Origin of the sequence: Rhizobium sophoriradicis, assembly GCF_025200795.1 — a bacterium.
Lineage (GTDB): Bacteria > Pseudomonadota > Alphaproteobacteria > Rhizobiales > Rhizobiaceae > Rhizobium > Rhizobium sophoriradicis.
In genome coordinates this window covers 304,758-321,986 of the sequence record NZ_CP104154.1, presented here as the reverse complement: position 1 = coordinate 321,986, position 17,229 = coordinate 304,758, and the positions used below count along the sequence as shown (strand labels likewise).

General features: G+C 58.6%; 14 protein-coding genes. 5 read left to right on the top strand and 9 right to left on the bottom strand.

Annotated features, from left to right (window positions below; translation table 11 throughout):
* Nucleotides 1-106: 106 nt before the first annotated feature.
* Complete coding sequence (locus N2597_RS27060; RefSeq protein ID WP_096764102.1) at nt 107-1,384, bottom strand: NAD(P)/FAD-dependent oxidoreductase; 1,278 nt, start codon at nt 1,382-1,384, stop codon at nt 107-109.
* A gap of 695 nt (nt 1,385-2,079) precedes the next feature.
* Between N2597_RS27060 and N2597_RS27055 the strand changes: the two genes are divergently transcribed.
* Nucleotides 2,080-2,955: a GNAT family N-acetyltransferase gene (locus tag N2597_RS27055; protein WP_077989153.1), complete on the top strand. Its 876-nt coding sequence runs from the start codon at nt 2,080-2,082 to the stop codon at nt 2,953-2,955.
* A 402-nt stretch (nt 2,956-3,357) separates the two neighbouring features.
* Here N2597_RS27055 and acs read toward each other — a convergent pair whose 3' ends face one another.
* From acs to N2597_RS27025, 6 genes are all read right to left on the bottom strand, one after another.
* Complete coding sequence (gene acs, locus N2597_RS27050; RefSeq protein WP_341356274.1) at nt 3,358-5,337, bottom strand: acetate--CoA ligase; 1,980 nt, start codon at nt 5,335-5,337, stop codon at nt 3,358-3,360.
* 151 nt (nt 5,338-5,488) lie between these two features.
* Nucleotides 5,489-6,823: an NAD(P)/FAD-dependent oxidoreductase gene (locus N2597_RS27045; protein ID WP_077988851.1), complete on the bottom strand. Its 1,335-nt coding sequence runs from the start codon at nt 6,821-6,823 to the stop codon at nt 5,489-5,491.
* A 188-nt stretch (nt 6,824-7,011) separates the two neighbouring features.
* On the bottom strand, nt 7,012-7,890 hold the full coding sequence (locus N2597_RS27040) for an ABC transporter permease (RefSeq protein ID WP_077988936.1): 879 nt from the start codon (nt 7,888-7,890) through the stop codon (nt 7,012-7,014).
* A 32-nt stretch (nt 7,891-7,922) separates the two neighbouring features.
* Nucleotides 7,923-8,873 carry an ABC transporter permease gene (locus N2597_RS27035; RefSeq protein WP_040112436.1) on the bottom strand — a complete coding sequence of 317 codons (951 nt, stop codon included), beginning with the start codon at nt 8,871-8,873 and terminating at the stop codon, nt 7,923-7,925.
* 68 nt (nt 8,874-8,941) lie between these two features.
* Nucleotides 8,942-10,612: a peptide ABC transporter substrate-binding protein gene (locus N2597_RS27030; RefSeq protein WP_077988937.1), complete on the bottom strand. Its 1,671-nt coding sequence runs from the start codon at nt 10,610-10,612 to the stop codon at nt 8,942-8,944.
* Nucleotides 10,613-10,670: 58 nt separating this feature from the next.
* Entirely contained in the window at nt 10,671-12,314 is a 1,644-nt protein-coding gene (locus N2597_RS27025; RefSeq protein WP_183602173.1) for an ABC transporter ATP-binding protein, read from the bottom strand.
* Between the two features lie 214 nt (nt 12,315-12,528).
* Between N2597_RS27025 and N2597_RS27020 the strand changes: the two genes are divergently transcribed.
* On the top strand, nt 12,529-13,197 hold the full coding sequence (locus N2597_RS27020; RefSeq protein WP_040112438.1) for a FadR/GntR family transcriptional regulator: 669 nt from the start codon (nt 12,529-12,531) through the stop codon (nt 13,195-13,197).
* A gap of 111 nt (nt 13,198-13,308) precedes the next feature.
* Here the strand turns inward: N2597_RS27020 and N2597_RS27015 are convergent, their stop codons facing one another.
* Both N2597_RS27015 and N2597_RS27010 read right to left on the bottom strand, forming a co-directional pair.
* Nucleotides 13,309-13,965, bottom strand: a complete 657-nt coding sequence (locus tag N2597_RS27015; protein WP_341356273.1) for a LysR substrate-binding domain-containing protein — start codon at nt 13,963-13,965, stop codon at nt 13,309-13,311.
* Between the two features lie 78 nt (nt 13,966-14,043).
* Nucleotides 14,044-14,229 (bottom strand): LysR family transcriptional regulator, encoded by a 186-nt coding sequence (locus N2597_RS27010; RefSeq protein ID WP_225883009.1) that lies wholly within the window; start codon nt 14,227-14,229, stop codon nt 14,044-14,046.
* A 70-nt stretch (nt 14,230-14,299) separates the two neighbouring features.
* On the opposite strand from N2597_RS27010, the gene N2597_RS27005 reads away from it, so the two are divergent.
* From N2597_RS27005 to N2597_RS26995, 3 genes are read left to right on the top strand one after another with little or no spacing between them, the layout of a single operon-like run.
* Nucleotides 14,300-15,511, top strand: coding sequence for a four-carbon acid sugar kinase family protein (locus tag N2597_RS27005; RefSeq protein WP_077988853.1), 1,212 nt, complete (start codon nt 14,300-14,302; stop codon nt 15,509-15,511).
* Nucleotides 15,508-16,482 (top strand): 4-hydroxythreonine-4-phosphate dehydrogenase PdxA, encoded by a 975-nt coding sequence (gene pdxA, locus N2597_RS27000; RefSeq protein WP_077988854.1) that lies wholly within the window; start codon nt 15,508-15,510, stop codon nt 16,480-16,482. Before N2597_RS27005 ends, pdxA begins: the two co-directional genes overlap by 4 nt.
* Before the next feature lie 11 nt (nt 16,483-16,493).
* Nucleotides 16,494-17,222 (top strand): beta/alpha barrel domain-containing protein, encoded by a 729-nt coding sequence (locus N2597_RS26995; RefSeq protein ID WP_077988855.1) that lies wholly within the window; start codon nt 16,494-16,496, stop codon nt 17,220-17,222.
* Nucleotides 17,223-17,229: the final 7 nt, after the last annotated feature.

Below are 17,229 nucleotides of genomic sequence, written 5' to 3'. Positions count from 1 at the left end.
CGATGCCCCCTCGCCAGGATCAAGGCATCGAAAGCAGCCACAAAACGTCCCTGGCGCGCCAGCACCAGCCCGGCAGAAAGGCGCTAATACGCGGTGCGAAAATCGGTCAGGGCATCAAATCCTTCATTCGGTAATAGGTGCCCACAATAGGCAGGAACCAGGGATTCCCGGCATTCAGCGGAACCGCGGGCCAGGCGAAACCGTCAAGCGGGTTGGCGTCCTTGCGCCCCATGGCCATATCGGCAAGCGCGTTACCCATGAAAGTCGACAACTGGGCTCCGTGGCCGGAATAACCCATGCTGTAAATCACCCCTTCGGCGCTGCCCGCCCGAGGATAACGATCCTGCGTGCAACCGACGAGCCCGCCCCAGCAATAGTCGATCTCGACATTTGCGAGCTGCGGGAATATGCCAACCATCTGCTGGCGTAGAAGCTGACCGGAGCTGACGTTGGTTTTCTGGTTCGATACCGCCGAAAATCTGGCCCGCCCTCCGAACAGCATGCGGTTGTCGGGTGTGAGGCGGAAATAATTGGCGATGTTGAGGGAGTTCGTAAAGTTGCGGTTGCCCGGAACCGCCGCGGCCATCTCCTGCGGGGTGAGCGGTCGTGTCACAATGATGAAGGAAGCGATCGGCATGAGCCTTCGTCGGAAATAGTTGAAGGTGCTCGGCGTATAGGCGTCTGTCGCCAGGATGACCTGGCGCGCGGTTAGCGTGCCTGTCGGCGTGTTGAGCCGCCAGCCATTCCCCACGCGTTCGCGCGCGGTGACGGGGTTACGTTCCCAGATTGCGGCGCCATAGCGGTGGGCCGCCTGCGCCAGGCCGTTGGCGTAGCGTCCCATGTGCATCATCGCGGATTTCGGAGAGAGAATTCCGCCATGGAAGGCATCCGATATCACCTCCTTGCGGAGGTCCTCACGCGTCAGCCATTCGGCTGACGGGTCGACCTCCCGGCGGATTTCAGCACACATCGTTTGGAGCTTGGCCACGTGGGACGGCTTCGATGCCAGCTTGATTTTGCCGCCCCGGCGGAAGTCGCACGCGATCTTTTCATCCTCGATGATCCGCTCAATCATATCGATCGAGTCATCATAGGCTCGCCACAAGCGGCGTGCCCGGTCTTCCCCGAGATGCTGTTTTGCGGCGCTGAAACTTGCGAAATGGCCGCTGTTGAGGTGCCCTCCATTGCGACCGGACGCACCATACCCGACGTGCTCCGCTTCCAGCAGGGCGACCTTCACCCCGGATTGCGCCAGTTTGCGCGCAGCGCTCAGGCCCGTGAAGCCCGCACCGATCACCGCCACCTCGAAATCTCCCGAGACCGGGCCAGCGGTGCCGCTTGCAAATGGGATGGAAGTCTCATGCCAGTAGGAAGCAAATCTCATCACCCCAAGCCCTTATGCTCGTATGATCGAATGCGTCAAGTATAGGCCTGCTTGCGCTCAATAGTGCGGGGCGATCGGCTGCGTTCCGCAATTATTGGCTTTCTTATGAGGGGCAAACCACAGGATATTCTGTTTGGTGCCATGCGCCCCAGGTGCCGCAGATTTGAACGTGCTCGCTGCCTTCCGCCGCGCCCACCGCGATGAGCGCTCAGTCATAAACGCGAACATGGATCTTGCGCATCGTCTCGATGGAGCATCCGAGTTCCACTCTGCGTCGGCGGCAGGTACGACGTGACAGGTGAGTAGGCAGGCCCTATTGTCGCGCAGATTGAAGCAGCCCCTTCCGGCCATAGGGCGTCACCAGGCCTGCCATCTGGCGACGATTTACCGATCCAATCCGCGATAGCTCCGCTGGAGAATTCACGACGGAGGAAATGCGACCCGTCTGGCGAGAATATCTTTGGCGTTCTTGCGCGAACATGGAGGCGGCTCGGATGACACCACTCTAAGCGGAGCTGAGTGTTATTCCTGCCGAATCGCGGCTTTGTTAGGTAAGAAATTGCGGATAATGCCTAAAAGCAAGCCGAACCTGCCGCTCTCTGTATGTAAATATTCTAACAAGATTGCAACCTAAGCCGGGATCAGAGACACTGCCAGCGCGGTGGGCGATCCGGAGGATGGAGCGGATAGCTGAAATGCAAAAATCGGTGCGCCTGAAATCGTTCGAACTAATCGCCCAGGACATCCAAAGCGTTGACGTAAGCCTGCTTCACGCCTTGTCGACCGGCGTCGGCTGGCCGCACCGTCTCAAGGATTGGGAGTTCCTGCGCCGCGCCGGCCGAGGCATCGTCGCCGTGGATGGAATTGGACGCGTCTTCGGAAGTGCAATGTGGTTTCCTCATGGTGACGATTTTGCCACCATCGGGCTCGTGATCACATCGCCTCGCACGCAGGCAGAAGGAAACGGCCGCTGGTTGATGCAACAAGTGTTCGAGCAATGCGGCGACCGCAATCTGGCTCTGAACTCGACCGACGCGGCTTATAAACTCTATCTATCGCTCGGTTTCACAAAGGAAGCGACGGTTTACCAGTATCAGGGAGACGTCGCTCCCGCGCTTCCCGCGCTGCCAGCTTTGAATGGCGAGTTGAGCGCGCTGTCGATCGATAGGATAGAGGAGATTACCGCTCTGGACACATCTGCCTTCGGGACGAACCGAGCGCGATTGCTTGCCCTTCTTGCAGAAGGTGCTGCAATTTGCGTGCTTCGGCGCGGCGGCGAACCTGTCGGCTATTCCATGTGTCGCGAGTTCGGGCGCGGTCACGTGGTCGGCCCTATCGTGGCAAGCAATGATCACGATGCGATGCATCTCGCGGCCGTGCATCTTAAAGATCTGGCTGGTCAATTTGCCCGCGTCGATACACGGGAGAAAGGCCCATTTGCGGACTTTCTTCAACAAAGCCGGCTGGCTATATCCGAGACCGTTACGACCATGTCTAAAGGCCGTCGCTTCCTGAATCGACAAGCGAACGAACCGGCGGTATATGGCCTCGCTGGCCATGCCTTGAGTTAGGCCAGACGAGCGAAAATCCAAAGCTGCGACCATCCAGCACGATGGTATCCCGCTGATCTGCCGCGCGAGACACGCAGACCATCGTGCAGTCAGTTGCCTCTCTCCGGCGGGCGGTCAACAAGACGATGATTGATCCGGCCCGATAGCAATTTGGTCTTGCAATTCCCGCAGTTTCCTTCCTGGCAAGGATCTGCTGACGTTTAATCGTGGTCCGCAAGCACCTGGGTGAGGGTTTTGTCGGCGGCGCAAAATGGCTTTTGCCCGACTTGGCGAGTTTCGACCTCGAGAGCATTGTCACCCACACGGTGTGTTTCACCGGCTCCGAAACGGTCCGAACAGACTGTTACGCCGAAGTTGAACCTCGTGCACCTCTCCTCATCATGTCGAAGGCGAGTGGCATGATTAGGAGCCATCGGTGCGTGATGGCCGAGCCGTTTCCTTGTTCTGCCGGTTGGCGATCAGATCATCGACGACAGCAGGATCGGCAAGTGTCGAGGTGTCGCCGAGCGCACCGAAATCGTCCTCGGCGATCTTGCGCAGAATGCGGCGCATGATCTTGCCCGAGCGGGTCTTCGGCAGGCCGGGGGCAAACTGGATCTTGTCGGGCGAGGCGATCGGCCCGATTTCGGCGCGCACATGTTTGACCAGTTCCTGGCGAAGCGTATCGGAACCATCATGGCCGGCCATCAGCGTCACGTAGCAATAGATGCCCTGACCCTTGATCGCATGCGGATAACCGACGACCGCAGCTTCCGAAACCAGATTGTGCGAGACCAGCGCCGATTCCACCTCCGCCGTTCCGAGCCGGTGGCCGGAGACGTTGAGCACGTCGTCGACCCGGCCGGTGATCCAGTAATAGCCGTCCTCGTCGCGCCGGCAGCCATCGCCGGTGAAGTACTTGCCCTTGTAGGTGGAGAAATAGGTCTGGATGAAGCGCTCGTGGTCGCCATAAACGGTGCGCATCTGGCCCGGCCAGCTGTCGGCGATGCAGAGATTGCCGTCGGCGGCCCCTTCCAGCACCTTGCCCTCATTGTCGACCAGCTCAGGCTTGACGCCGAAGAACGGCACCGTCGCCGAACCGGGTTTCAAATCGGTGGCACCCGGCAGCGGCGTGATCATGTGGCCGCCGGTCTCCGTCTGCCACCATGTATCGATGACAGGGCAGCGCTTGTCGCCGACGACGTTGTAATACCACTCCCAGGCTTCCGGATTGATAGGTTCGCCGACCGTGCCGAGCAGGCGCAGCGACGAGCGCGACGAGCGCGTGACGAATTCGTCGCCGGCGCCCATCAGCGAACGGATCGCCGTCGGTGCGGTATAGAAGATATTGACCTTGTGCTTGTCGATCACTTCCCAGAAACGGCCCTGATCGGGGAAATTCGGCACGCCCTCGAACATCAGCGTCGTGGCGCAGTTCGAAAGCGGCCCATAGACGATATAGGAATGGCCGGTGACCCAGCCGACATCGGCCGTGCACCAGTAGATGTCGCCATGATGGTAGTCGAAGACATATTCATGCGTCATCGAGGCGTAGACGAGATAACCGCCGGTCGTGTGCAGCACGCCCTTCGGCTTGCCGGTCGAACCTGAGGTGTAGAGAATGAACAGCGGATCTTCCGCCTTCATCTTCACCGGCGGGCATTCCGCCTTCACCGTGGCGATCTCCTGGTGGTACCAGAGATCGCGGCCCGGCGCCCAGCCGGTCTTGCCGCCGGTGCGGCGCACGACCAGCACCTTGCTGACATTGACGTGCTGGCGGGCGGCGATGTGGATCGCCGTATCGGTATTGTCCTTCAGCGGCACCGGCTTGCCGCCGCGCAAACCTTCGTCGCAGGTGATGACGAAGGTGGATTCACAGTCGACGATGCGTCCCGCCAGGGCCTCGGGGGAGAAACCGCCGAAGACGACCGAATGCACCGCGCCGATGCGGGCGCAGGCGAGCATCGCGTAAGCCGCTTCCGGGATCATCGGCATATAGATGGTGACGCGATCGCCCTTCTTGACGCCGTGCTTCTTCAAGACATTCGCCATCCGGCAGACATGCTCGTAGAGCTCGTTATAGGTGATCTTCTTGTCGATATAGGGATTGTCGCCTTCCCAGATAATCGCCACCTGGTCGCCATTCGTCTTCAGATGGCGGTCGATACAGTTATAGGAGACGTTCGTCTGGCCATCCTCGAACCACTTGATCGAGACCTTGCCGGTAAAGGAGGTGTTCTTGACTTTGGTATAGGGCTTGAACCAGTCGATCCGCTTGCCGTGCTTGCCCCAGAACTTGTCCGGATCCTCGACGCTCTCCTCGTACCATTTTTCGTATCTTTCGCGGTCGATGAAGGCGCCCGCCCGAATGGCGCGAGGAACGGCATAAGCTTCGATAGCCACGGTTTAAGCTCCTTGATATTGGCTCGGGCAAGTTGATTCCGTGCGGTCAACGCGAATCCTGAAGCCCGTTCTGTCTGAATTCCATTGTCCGCTTGGGCCCGTCTACGGGCACACTGACAGTAGGACCTTGGACTGCAACCAACTTTGACCGCTACATCATTTCCGGCCGCCTGATTGCGGAACCATCAAGGAACCGGCTCAGCCTGTAGGGCGAGATGTCCGTGATCGGGGTCTCGTTCATCACGATTTCGCTGACCAGACGACCTGCCCCGGGCCCGATAGCAAAGCCGTGTCCGCTGAACCCCGCGGCAATCACGTAGCCGGGCAATCGTTCCACTCTTGAAATCACGGGAACGAGATCCGGCGACGTATCGATGAGCCCGCCCCAGGCGCGCTCGACCCCGATTCCCTTGAGCGCTGGGTATTCGCTTTCCAGGTTCCTCAATGCGAGCTTCACGAGCTCTCCGTCGGGCGCAGGATCCAGAATGCGGTTTTTTTCGAATGGCGAGATTTCATCGTTCTCCCAGCTGCTGAGAGCATCAGGTCCATTCCAGAAGCTGCTGTTCAGACGGTACTTCAGCTTTTTGCCGATCTTGCTGCGGTACATCTGATAGAATTTGAACGCGTATCGCATCCCTCGCGGCGTGATGTCGAGCGTACCACGTCCCGGCACGGCAATCGTGTAGGCGCCGTCTGTCCGACGTCGCAACACGAAGTTCGAAGCCGAAAGACATCCTGCTTGAATGATTTCGGGCGCCCGGGTCGTCTTAATTGCGGTCCCGGCGATGTTTGCGACGGGTAGCTCTATGCCATATCGATGAGAAAAGCGGGAAGCCCATGCTCCGCCAGCGCAAACAACAGTACCGGCTTTCACGAGCCCTCGCTCTGTCCACACGCCTGCCACCCGGCCGTTGACAATGTCGAGGCCCCGAACGGCGCAGTTTTGATGGAGCGATACGCCCTTTTCCTTCGCGGCCTCGGCGATGGCAGGGACAGCAAGACTGGGCTCGGCTCGCCCATCTGTCGGAGACCACACGCCTCCAACCCAGGACGACGTGCCGCCCGAAGCCCGCTCATTTGCTTCGGAAGCACTGAGGATTTGGCTATGAAATCCTTGAACGCGTGCAGCCTGGCCCCACTTTTCCCAACGAGCGACATCGGCTTCGTTTTTGGTGCAGTAAAGTATCCCGGTTCGACGAAAGCCAAGATCACGGCCTATTTCCGCGCCCAATTCCTCCCAGCGCCGCAGACTGTACATGGCTAGCGCGAGTTCATACAGGTCGCGGTTCTGCTGGCGAACCCATCCCCAATTGCGGCTCGACTGCTCGCCACCAACGATGCCTTTTTCGAGCAGGGCGACTGATACCCCTTTTCGGGCGAGCTCATAGGCCGTGCAGGTACCCACGATCCCTGCCCCGATAACGACGACGTCGACCTCGGTTGGAAAAGAGACGCTATCACTTACTTTTTGAACCTGGACCGGCATAGTCACTATTCCTCTGGCATCGTGCTCCAGTCATCGCCGACAGGAACGATAAAGCTCAACAATCAGTCATCGCGAAATACGGAACATTCCAGATACCTGGGGCGGCGATAGCCCCTCCTCTGTTCCGCCGACATTACGTACGCGTCAGTGGCAGATGTCTCTTTTGGTGGCACCCGAGATGCGGTTTCTCAACTGTGATCACCGCGAACATCAAGCGCATCGCGTAACCCGTCGCCGATGAAGTTGAAGCTTGTTACAGCGATCGTAATGGCCGCGCCCGGAATGATCGCCAGCCACGGCGCCGTCCCAAGATATTGCTGTGCGCCGTTCAGCATATTGCCCCAACTGGGCAGCGGCGGCTGAATTCCATAGCCGAGGAAGCTGATATAGGCTTCCATCAGGATCGCCCGGGCGACAGTCAGGGTGGCCGCCACGATGATCGGACCCATCGCGTTGGGAAGGATCTCGCGGAACATGATATGCGTTGCGCTCAGTCCCAGCATGCGGCCGGCAAGCACGAATTCACGCTCGCGCAGCGAGCGGACCTCCGCCTCGACAATGCGGGCAACTTCCATCCAGCTCGTCGCAGCAATGACCACGGTAATCATGATCGGGCTTGGCTTCAGCGCAGCGGCAAGAGCAAGCACGAGGAAGATGGACGGGAAGGAAAGGAAGCCATCCACGGCGCGCATCAGCACCGTGCCGACGAGGCCACCCCGATATCCCGCCACAACGCCGACAAGGGTTCCGATCAGTGTCGACAACAGCATCGCCGAGAAACCGACCAGGAGCGAAATACGGCCCGCCATGAACAACCGCGCCGCCAGGTCTCGTCCCAGCGGGTCGGTGCCCAGATAATGTCGGCCGGTCAGCGGCGGCGCGAAGCGGGCGCGCAGATCGATATAGAGTGAATCGTACGGCAACAGATGGGGGCCCACGACGCATGCCAGCGTCAGGAGAGAGATCATCACTATGCCGATGAGGGCCAGATGGTGGTTCATGAAACGGTGCGCAGTTCGGCTGTTCCACCAGCGCTCCCGGCGCGAATTTGCAGCAATGGCAGTCATGATGGCTGACTCCTGATGAGCGTTCATGGCGCTTAACTCAGACGGATGCGGGGATCTATGATGGCGACAACGATGTCGGCGGCGAGGTTGCTCACCACGACAAGGATTGCCGAGAACATCAGCAATCCCATCACCACCGGGTAGTCACTATAGCCGAGGCTGTCGAGGAACAGGCGTCCCATGCCCGGCCAGGTAAATACCGTCTCGGTGACCAAAGCACCTGTCAGGATACTGGGAAGCTGCATCCCAAGGAGCGTGATCATCGGTAGCAGTGCATTGCCGATAACATGTTTCATCAGGATGCGGCGCTCACTTAGTCCTTTGGCGCGGGCTGTCTTGATGAATTCCTGATTGATAACGTCGAGAGTAGCCGTTCGCATGTAGCGGCTCCAGATGGCGACATGCACGAGTGCGAGCACGACGCTGGGCAGAATAAGATGGTGGAGATAGTTCAGAACGGACTCGTCGCCGATCGTGTACATGTTACCGGCTGGCAGCCAGCCCAGTCTGAGCGAGAATACGTAAATGCCGATCAGGCCGAACCAGAAAGTCGGGATCGAAAGGGCCACCATCGCACCGACTGTCGCCATGTAGTCGAAAATGGAATAACGCTTTGTGGCGCCGCGAACACCGATCCACGTGCCGATAGCGATCGCGATAACCGTGGACGATCCCATCAGCAACAGCGTTGCCATGAGGTGCCGTCCAATCACCTCGAGAACTGGCGCCCCGTCGCGGAAGGAGTGGCCCCAGTCTCCTCTCAAAAGGCGCCAGGCCCAATCCAGATACTGGATCCACAGAGGACGGTTCAGGCCTAACTGCTCCGTAAGTCGGTTCAAGTCATCCTGCGTCATACTCGCATCGAGCCCAAATTGTGCCAGAGGCCCGCCGGGAATGAGGTTGAGCACCGCGAAGCCAATGACGGAAACGATCAGAAGCAGTACTAGGCTCTGAGCGAAGCGGTTAAGTAGGAAGCTACGCATTCAGCTCTCCCTGTGATAGCGCCAATAGAGGTCGCCGCCGCGGCGCGCGGCGGCGACGTGAGGTTTACTCAGCTCTTCCAGTGCCAGCCGGCGGCATGCCACGATGCCGTGCGCGTGTTTGTATTCGGTTCCCAGCCTTCAAGGCCTTCCTTTGTGCCAACCACATAGGTGGCGGCAAACAGGGGAAGAAAAGGAAGGTCCTGACGCACGATTTCCTGAATACGGAAATAGATTTCGCGACGCGCTTCCCGATCGAACGTTTGGGCACCCTTCTTGAGCAGCGCATCCACCTCCGGATTGGAATACTGGCCGACGTTCGATCCCTTTCCACCCTTCGCGGCAATCGCGCTGCTCGCAAGACGGTTGGTGGCGTCGGGGTCTGCGGCAATCAGATGCGTGACGCCCGAGATTGCCGTGTCGAACTGTGACTTTAGCCAGAATTCGCCAAACATGACGGCAGCCGGCAAATTCGAGATGGTCATCTGGACGCCAATTTCCGCGAATGTCTGCTGCAGGAACTGCTGCACCTGCTCGCGGAGATTGTTGCCTGATGTCGTCGAGTTGTTGAACGCCAGCCTTACCCCATTCTTCTCACGTATTCCGTCCGACCCCGGTACCCATCCGGCGTCGTCGAGGAGCTTACGTGCGGCGTCGAGATTGAACTCCTGCGCCGGAAGGTTCGGATTGAAGTAGTACGACTTCTTTGGCATGAAGGTTTCGGTCGTTGTGACCACGCCAAAATAGAGCGCGTCGATGATCGCCTTTCTGTCCATTGCGGCATAGAGTGCCTGGCGCACCGCCAGTTCCTTGAACTGCGGCCGCTCGAGATTGAGATAGAACGACTCGACGGAGGAACCGGGCACCAGGCTCACCACGCGGCCCGGCAGTTTGCTGGCTTCCTCGTAGTGGTCGGCCGTGATGTAGGCTTGGTCTGTGAGGTCGATGTCACCGCTCTTGAACTGGGTGTAGAGCACCGTCTGGTCAGGAATGTACTTGAATACGACCTGTTCGACATACGGGCCGTCTCCAAAATAATCCGGGTTGGCCGCCAGCTCGAGATGGTCGCCGGCGACACGCTGGCTCCACTTGAAGGCGCCGGTGCCAACGGGCGCCTGATTGAAGGCTGCTGCATTCGGATCAGCTTCCTTCTCGAGAAGATGTTTTGGCACGATGAAGGTTTCGGTGAGAAACGACAGGTAAGGAGCGAAAACCTGCTCCATGCGCCAGGTGATTTCCGTTGGGGAGACCACCTTGATATCTCGCACAAGCGAATGGCCGCCTGTGCGCCAGGCGCGGAACTTCGGATTTGTGATCAGTTCAAGGGTGAACTTCACATCCTCGGCCGTAAAGGGCTTGCCATCATGCCAGCGAACATCGTCACGCAGACGGACGCGCCAATTCAGGCCATCCTCGGAGATGCCGCCGTTCTTCTGCGTGGGCACTTCTGCCGCAAGATTGGGCTGGACCTCGCCGTTGGGATCCATGCGAAATAGGGCGTCGAAGAGCGAGAAGTGTACCGCATCGTCCACTTCGATATGTGCCATCAGCGGATTGAAAACGGTCGGTTCCTGCGACAGCCCGACCACGACGCGACCCGCAGGTTTCTTGTCGGCGGCCCGAGCAATGTCAGGCTTGCCGATCAGGTTAGCAGCAGCAAAGCACGCGATGCCGCCTGCTGCCATCAGGCGCAGTGCGTCGCGCCGAGAATAGTTCGTTTTGGTTGTGGATTCTTCCGTCATTTTCATTCCCTCTCTTTTGCTCATTAGGAAGCTACTGCCAGGAGCTAATTGAACTTTCTCAAGCGTCTCTCCGTCGTTCTCCCGGGATTGCAGCCACAAGTTCACGCGTGTAGTCGGATTGCGGTTTCAGGAAGATCTGTGACGGGGGGCCGCGCTCGACGACCCGGCCCTTTTGCATCACTGCAATTTCGTCGCAGATCTGGCTGGCGACACGAAGATCATGGGTAATGAAGACCATTGATACGCCCGTCTCGCGCTGGATCTGGTCAAGCAGCTTGAGGATCTGGGCCTGGATCGACACGTCGAGTGCGGAGACAGCTTCGTCGGCAATCAGCAGCTTAGGCTTGAACATCAGCGCCCGGGCGATGCCAATGCGCTGTCGCTGACCACCCGAGAATTCGTGCGGGTAGCGGCCGAAGGCGCCAGCATCGAGACCGACGTGGGAAAGCAAAGCGCGGGCCTCTTCGCGCGCCTGTGCGTAGGGCATACCATGTGCGACGGGCCCGACGGTCAGTATCTGACCGATAGTGGAGCGCGGATTGAGCGAGGCAAAGGGGTCTTGAAAGATCATCTGAATTCGAGGGCGCAGCGGCCGGAACTCGGATTCCTTGAGCTTGACGATGTCCCTGCCCTCAAACAGGATCTGACCGCTGTCGCTGTCCTGAAGCTTGATCAGGAGCCGTCCCAACGACGATTTTCCGGAGCCGCTCTCGCCGACAATGCCAAGGGTGCGGCCTGCAGACAGGGTGAATGAGGCCTCCTGCACCGCAGGCACTATACGCTGGCTGCCGAACAGCGCGCTGCCGCTGCGATAGGTCTTGCACAATCCGTCGACCGCCAGAACCGTCTCGTCGCTAGTGTGCGACTCGAGCTTTCTGTCTTCGCCCGTGAGGTGCGGAACGGCGGCGATCAGCCGCTGGGTATAGGGGTGGCTGGGGGAATTGAGAACTTGAGCGGCGGTGCCCTGTTCGACAATCCGACCTTTCTCCATAACGACGACGCTGTCGGCAATTTCAGCCACGACGCCGAAGTCGTGGGTGATGAACATGACGCTCATGTCCTTGCGGCGCTGAATGTCACGGATGAGCTTCAGGATCTGCGCCTGCGTGGTTACGTCAAGGGCTGTCGTCGGTTCGTCTGCGATCAGAACGGTCGGCTCAAGGGCGAGCGCCATCGCGATCATGACGCGCTGGCGCTGACCACCGGAAAGCCTGAAAGGATACTGGTGGTACATCAGTTCCGGATCGGGCAGGCCGACTTCGGTCAGCAATTCGAGCGCGCGGTCACGGCGCGAGGCCTTGGTGCCCACTCCATGAGCTGCCATCACTTCAGTAACCTGCTCCCCGACCGTCATCAGCGGGTTGAGCGCCGAAAGCGGATCCTGAAAGATCATGGACACGACGCGGCCGCGCAGCTGGCGCAGCTTTTTAGCCGGCGCGCCGACTATGGCCGCTCCATCGAGATTGATCGCACCGGAAGAGACTGGGATAATCTTCGGCAAGAGTCCCATGATCGTGTTCGCCGTTACCGACTTGCCCGATCCAGACTCCCCGATGATACAAAGGATCTGACCACGCTTCAGGTCGAACGAGACGTTTTCGACGGCATGAGCCCTCTCCATGCCCTTCGGCAGGTCGACTGTCAGAGCACGAACCGAAAGCGCTGCGTCGTCTGCTGTAACAGCTTCAGTCGTAACGGCCATCGATATATCTCCCTTGTTACGCAGCTTCTTGATTGAGGTTCTTGTCGCGGCCCACGCGTGCCGCTCATACCTCTCGAGCGGTGCACAGCTGGTCCCGGGCTTCAGCGCCATTCGCTACCAATCTGCGTTGGTTCTGCGATTAATATAAGATTGGTCTTGCCATTGGTGTCAATATAGATCAAATTGGTTTCGCGAAATATTTATCGGAGGGCACATGAGCGTGGTGCTGAAGGATTTCATTGAAGCGGAAGGTTTGGAGCCAGGGGATCGACTACCTCCTGAGCGTGACTTGGCGCTGAAACTCGGGCTGCCGCGTACCGCCCTCAGAAGGATGCTCAGTTCGCTAGAGAAGGAAGGCCGCCTCATCAGGCATGTTGGCAGAGGGACCTTTATCGCCGGAAGCGGCGTAAGTTCCAGCGCCCTCCGCCGCCCGGCAATCAGTGAGGGAGACACATTGCGCACCTATCCGGCGGAAGTCTTTGAGGCGAGGCTGATCATCGAGCCGAAGATCGCGGCGTTGGCAGCGTTGCGCGCCACCAGACAGGAAGTCGAAGAAATGCAGAAATCAATCGCCCGAGGCAGCGCATCGGAATCTCTGGGCGAATTCGAGAAATGGGATGCCGTCTTTCACCGCATCATAGTCCAAGCTGCCCGTAATGGTCTTCTTGCCTCCCTCTATGAAGGCATTCACGCAGTGCGAGCGGGAAACCTGTGGGGAAAAATGAAAGAACAATCGCTGACCGCTGAGCGCATGACGGCCTATATCGTCAGCCATCAGGCGATCCTCGACGCAATAAAGGATCGTGACAGTAGAGAGGCCGAGCGAAACATGTACGACCACATCATTGACGCCAGAAGCAACATACTCGGTCCGAGTATATGAGGCTTTGGTCTGAGCAATTGGTATCGAGGTTGTCGCGTGTCCACCGTCTCGGCCTGCGATCCTCGCCATGTCGCCCATCCAGCCGACAATCTACGTAACCGAGCACCGGCCTCAGGGTGTTGCTAAGGGACCAAACTGTCGTCGAAGCCAGGAGAGAAAGTTTCGTTTCCTTGAATCGTCTTCGAAAGGAAGACGGCTCAATAAGATGTAGTTGTAGCCGTTGCTGGAGAACCCCCGCGGCGCTACCAACTGCCCGCTTTCCACGGCGTCGGCGACCAGCGGCTCTGGACCGATCGCGGCGCCTAGCCCAGCGATTGCCGCTTCGATGCTCAGATAAAAGTGTTCGAACATCTGGCTGCTGGGTGGATTCGGATCTTCGATCTGGTTGTCCGCGATATATCGTGTCCAGGCATCTCGACGCGTAGCCGAATGAATGCGAGGTAGGGAGAGGATGTCATTGCCGCCAGATGCCAATAGGCCTGGCGCGCATATGGGGCCGACACGTTCTTCGACCACCGTTTCCATAAACAGGTCCGGCGACCAGCTAAAATCGTTTCTCCGGAGCGCCAGATCAATATGACTCCGGTCGAAGCTTACAGGTCCGCCAGCGGCCAATACATGAACTTCAATGTCCGGATGAAGTGCATTAAATTGCGGCAGGCGCGGGATTAGCCATCGCTGCGTGAATGTCGGTTCACATGAGAGAACCAGCGGTGCCGAACCGCCACCTTTGATCTCTTCGCAACAGTCGCTGATCTGGCGAAACACCTCACTCATCGTAACAAGCAGACGCCGACCTGGGTCGGTTAGGAAAACGGCCCTGTTTCTTCGCTCAAAAAGGGCCACTCACAGGTCTTCCTCAAGCAAGCGGATTTGCTTGCTGACGGCGCTGTGCGTGACGAACAATTCGTCGCCGGCACGCCCGAAATTCAAATGTCGTGCAGCTGATTCAAAGACTCTGAGCGCGGATAAAGACGGAAATCGTGCGGCCATATCTGTGAGATAAAGTGAAGAATTTCGGTCAGAATTCATCATTTTTTCGGCAAAGGCAATAGCGTTAATATCCTCGTCGTTACATTAGAAAACCGACAGGACCACGATTTTGAAGGTAGGAATCCTAGCCGATGATTTGACGAGTGCAACCGATGGCGCCGGCCCATTCGTGAGCATGGGGCACAGATGCCTTGTCTTCACAGACTACCGGCGATGGTCGCCTGAAGAAGTCGCGATCGTCTCCGTCAACAAGGCAAGTCGCACCGCTTCCGCTGAGGGCGCTTTCGATCGGGCGACGCAGGCGGCAAAAAGCCTGGCAACCGCGGATATCCTTTACAACACCGTTGATTCCACCATCCGCGGCCACGTTGGAGCTGAGATAACAGCCGCGCTCGCGGCTTCCGGTCGGGCAATTGCAATCGTCGCTCCGGCTTTCCCCGCAGGTGGACGAACCACTGAAGGCGGGCGGCAGCTTCTTCGTGGCGTGCCGTTGGAGCAAACCGAATTTGTCAAAGACCCGCTACATCCCATAACGGACTCCCATCTTCGCGCCTTGTTTCGAGACATTCCGGAGGCAGAAGTGCGCTATCTCACGCTTGCGGACGTGCGGGCATTGAGATCCGGTGAGCTTGTCGCCGATGGCAGAAAGTTGCTGATCGCCGATGCGACTGTGCAAGAAGACTTGGCCCTGCTGGTGAACTCGGCGGCCGATCCGAAGTCGGTCCTTTGGTGTGGATCTCCGGGCCTGGCAATCGCGCTGGCGGATTATGTGGGCCGGGCTGGTGAAATCGCAGGGCCTACGGCCACAGGGTCTCTTAATCTCTTTGTCATCGGTAGCATCAATCCGCAGAGCCGCGAGCAATGTTCAAGACTGATAAGCACCGGCAACGTCCGGCAGATCATTATCGACTCGGAGGCAGCGTCTCGCTCTCCCGCTCTCGCCGCCGAACGCGCCGCTGCGGAGTACAACCGATTTGGAGCTGGCGGAGATATTATTCTAACCACCTCCGGAGGGAGTGCGTCGGCCAATCCTCGGTCCATCGCAACCGCTCTTGGCCAGGCTGTGCGGGCAGTTATGGGGAGTCATCCCGTGACCGGGCTTTTCCTCACGGGCGGTGACACTGCCGAATCCGTGTTGAGCGAACTTGCGTTCAATTCCCTCGAACTCCTGAGCGAGGTCGAGCCTGGAATTCCGGTCGGCCGCACCACGGGGCCGCATCCCATTCACATTATCACAAAGGCGGGCGGCTTCGGTTCGCCGCATATCCTGCTGAAATCAGCCGAACTGCTTCGGGGCCTCTGGCTTGGAGATAAGAAATGAAGAAGCCTATTGGAATCACCATGGGCGATCCCTGCGGGATTGGCCCGGAAATTATCGCCCGTGTTTTCGCGGACGGGCTGCCGGAACAAGCGGTGGTGATCGGTGACACCAAAGTAATGGAGCGCGCGGTCCGCGTCCTCAATCTTCCCCTGCAGGTGCAGCCTATCGCGTCAGTCGATAACGTTCTGCCAGACAGCGGACTCATAGCCGTTCTCAACGTCTCGGATTTGCCGGATGATTTGCCCATCGGTCAGGTGGACGCTCGTGCCGGGCGTGCCAGCTACGATTATGTCGTACGGGCGATCGACGAAGCGGTGGCGGGAAACATCGGAGCAATCGTCACCGCTCCGATCAACAAGGAAGCGATGAAGCTGGGCGGGCTCAATTATCCCGGCCATACGGAAATCCTTGCTGAGCGGACGGGGACCGACAAGTTCGCGATGATGCTCGCGAATGACGAGCTGCGCGTCATTCTGGTCACGATCCACGTATCATTACGCGATGCCATCGACCTCGTGACAGAGAATTCGGTTTTCCGAACGATCGAATTGGCACACTGGGCAGGCAAGGCTTATGGGATTGCGGCGCCACGCGTTGCGGTGGCCGGCCTCAATCCCCATGCTGGTGAAAACGGTATGTTCGGACGCGAAGATCTCGACATCATCGCGCCGGCAATCAGCCGGGCTCAGGAAGTCGGAATAAACGCGTCCGGTCCCTGGCCCGGAGACACGATTTTCATGCGGGCTCGCAGGGGCGAGTTCGATATCGTCGTCGCGCAATATCACGACCAGGGCCTCATCCCGGTCAAGTATCTCGGTATCGACAACGGCGTCAACGTCACCATCGGTTTGCCTTTCATCCGTACCAGCGTCGATCACGGTACGGCATTCGACATCGCCGGCCAGGGTAAGGCCGATCATTCCTCTCTTCGCTACGCCTTCGATCAGGCGCTGCTTCTCAACGCAATCTAGGAGCGCTTTCGATGCCTCGAACTTCTCCCAACTTCATTTTCATGCTGACCAATCAGGATCGCACCGTTGCCGACGCAGCTGAGCGCCTCAAGGATGTGCTTGCCGCCGGCATCACGCATGTGGGGTTCAAGGATATTGGCCTGCCGTTCGATAAACTCCTGGGCCTTGCTTCGGCAATCAAAGCGGCAGGTGCCACACTTTGTCTTGAAGTGGTCAGTCTTGACGAGGAGAGCGAGCGACGATCGGCGCAGGCCGCGGTCGACCTCGGCGTCGACATTTTGATGGGTGGAACCCGACCGAACATCGTTCTGCCGGTCATAGCCCGCAGGAACATCCGCTACTATCCCTTCCCCGGCAAGATTGTTGGCCATCCGAGCAAGCTGGAAGGAACGATCGAAACGATCGTGGAAAGCGCTCGTCAACTGGCGGCAATCGACGGTGTGAGCGGTCTTGATCTGCTCGCTTACCGCTTCGATGGCGATGTCGAAGAGCTGATGACGCGCGTGTGCGAAGAAGTGGAGAAACCTGTGGTGGTTGCCGGATCGATCGACAGCCCTGAACGGATGGCGGCCGTGGTGCGATCCGGAGCTGCAGGATTTACCATCGGAACAGCGGCTTTCAACGGCGCTTTTTCCGGCAGTTCGAATCTGCGGTTTGAGATCGAGACGGAGATCAACGTGCTCGGACGGATTCAGGCTGACTCGGGCAGTGCGGCAGCCTCCGCATTAAGAACCGACTAAATCCAAC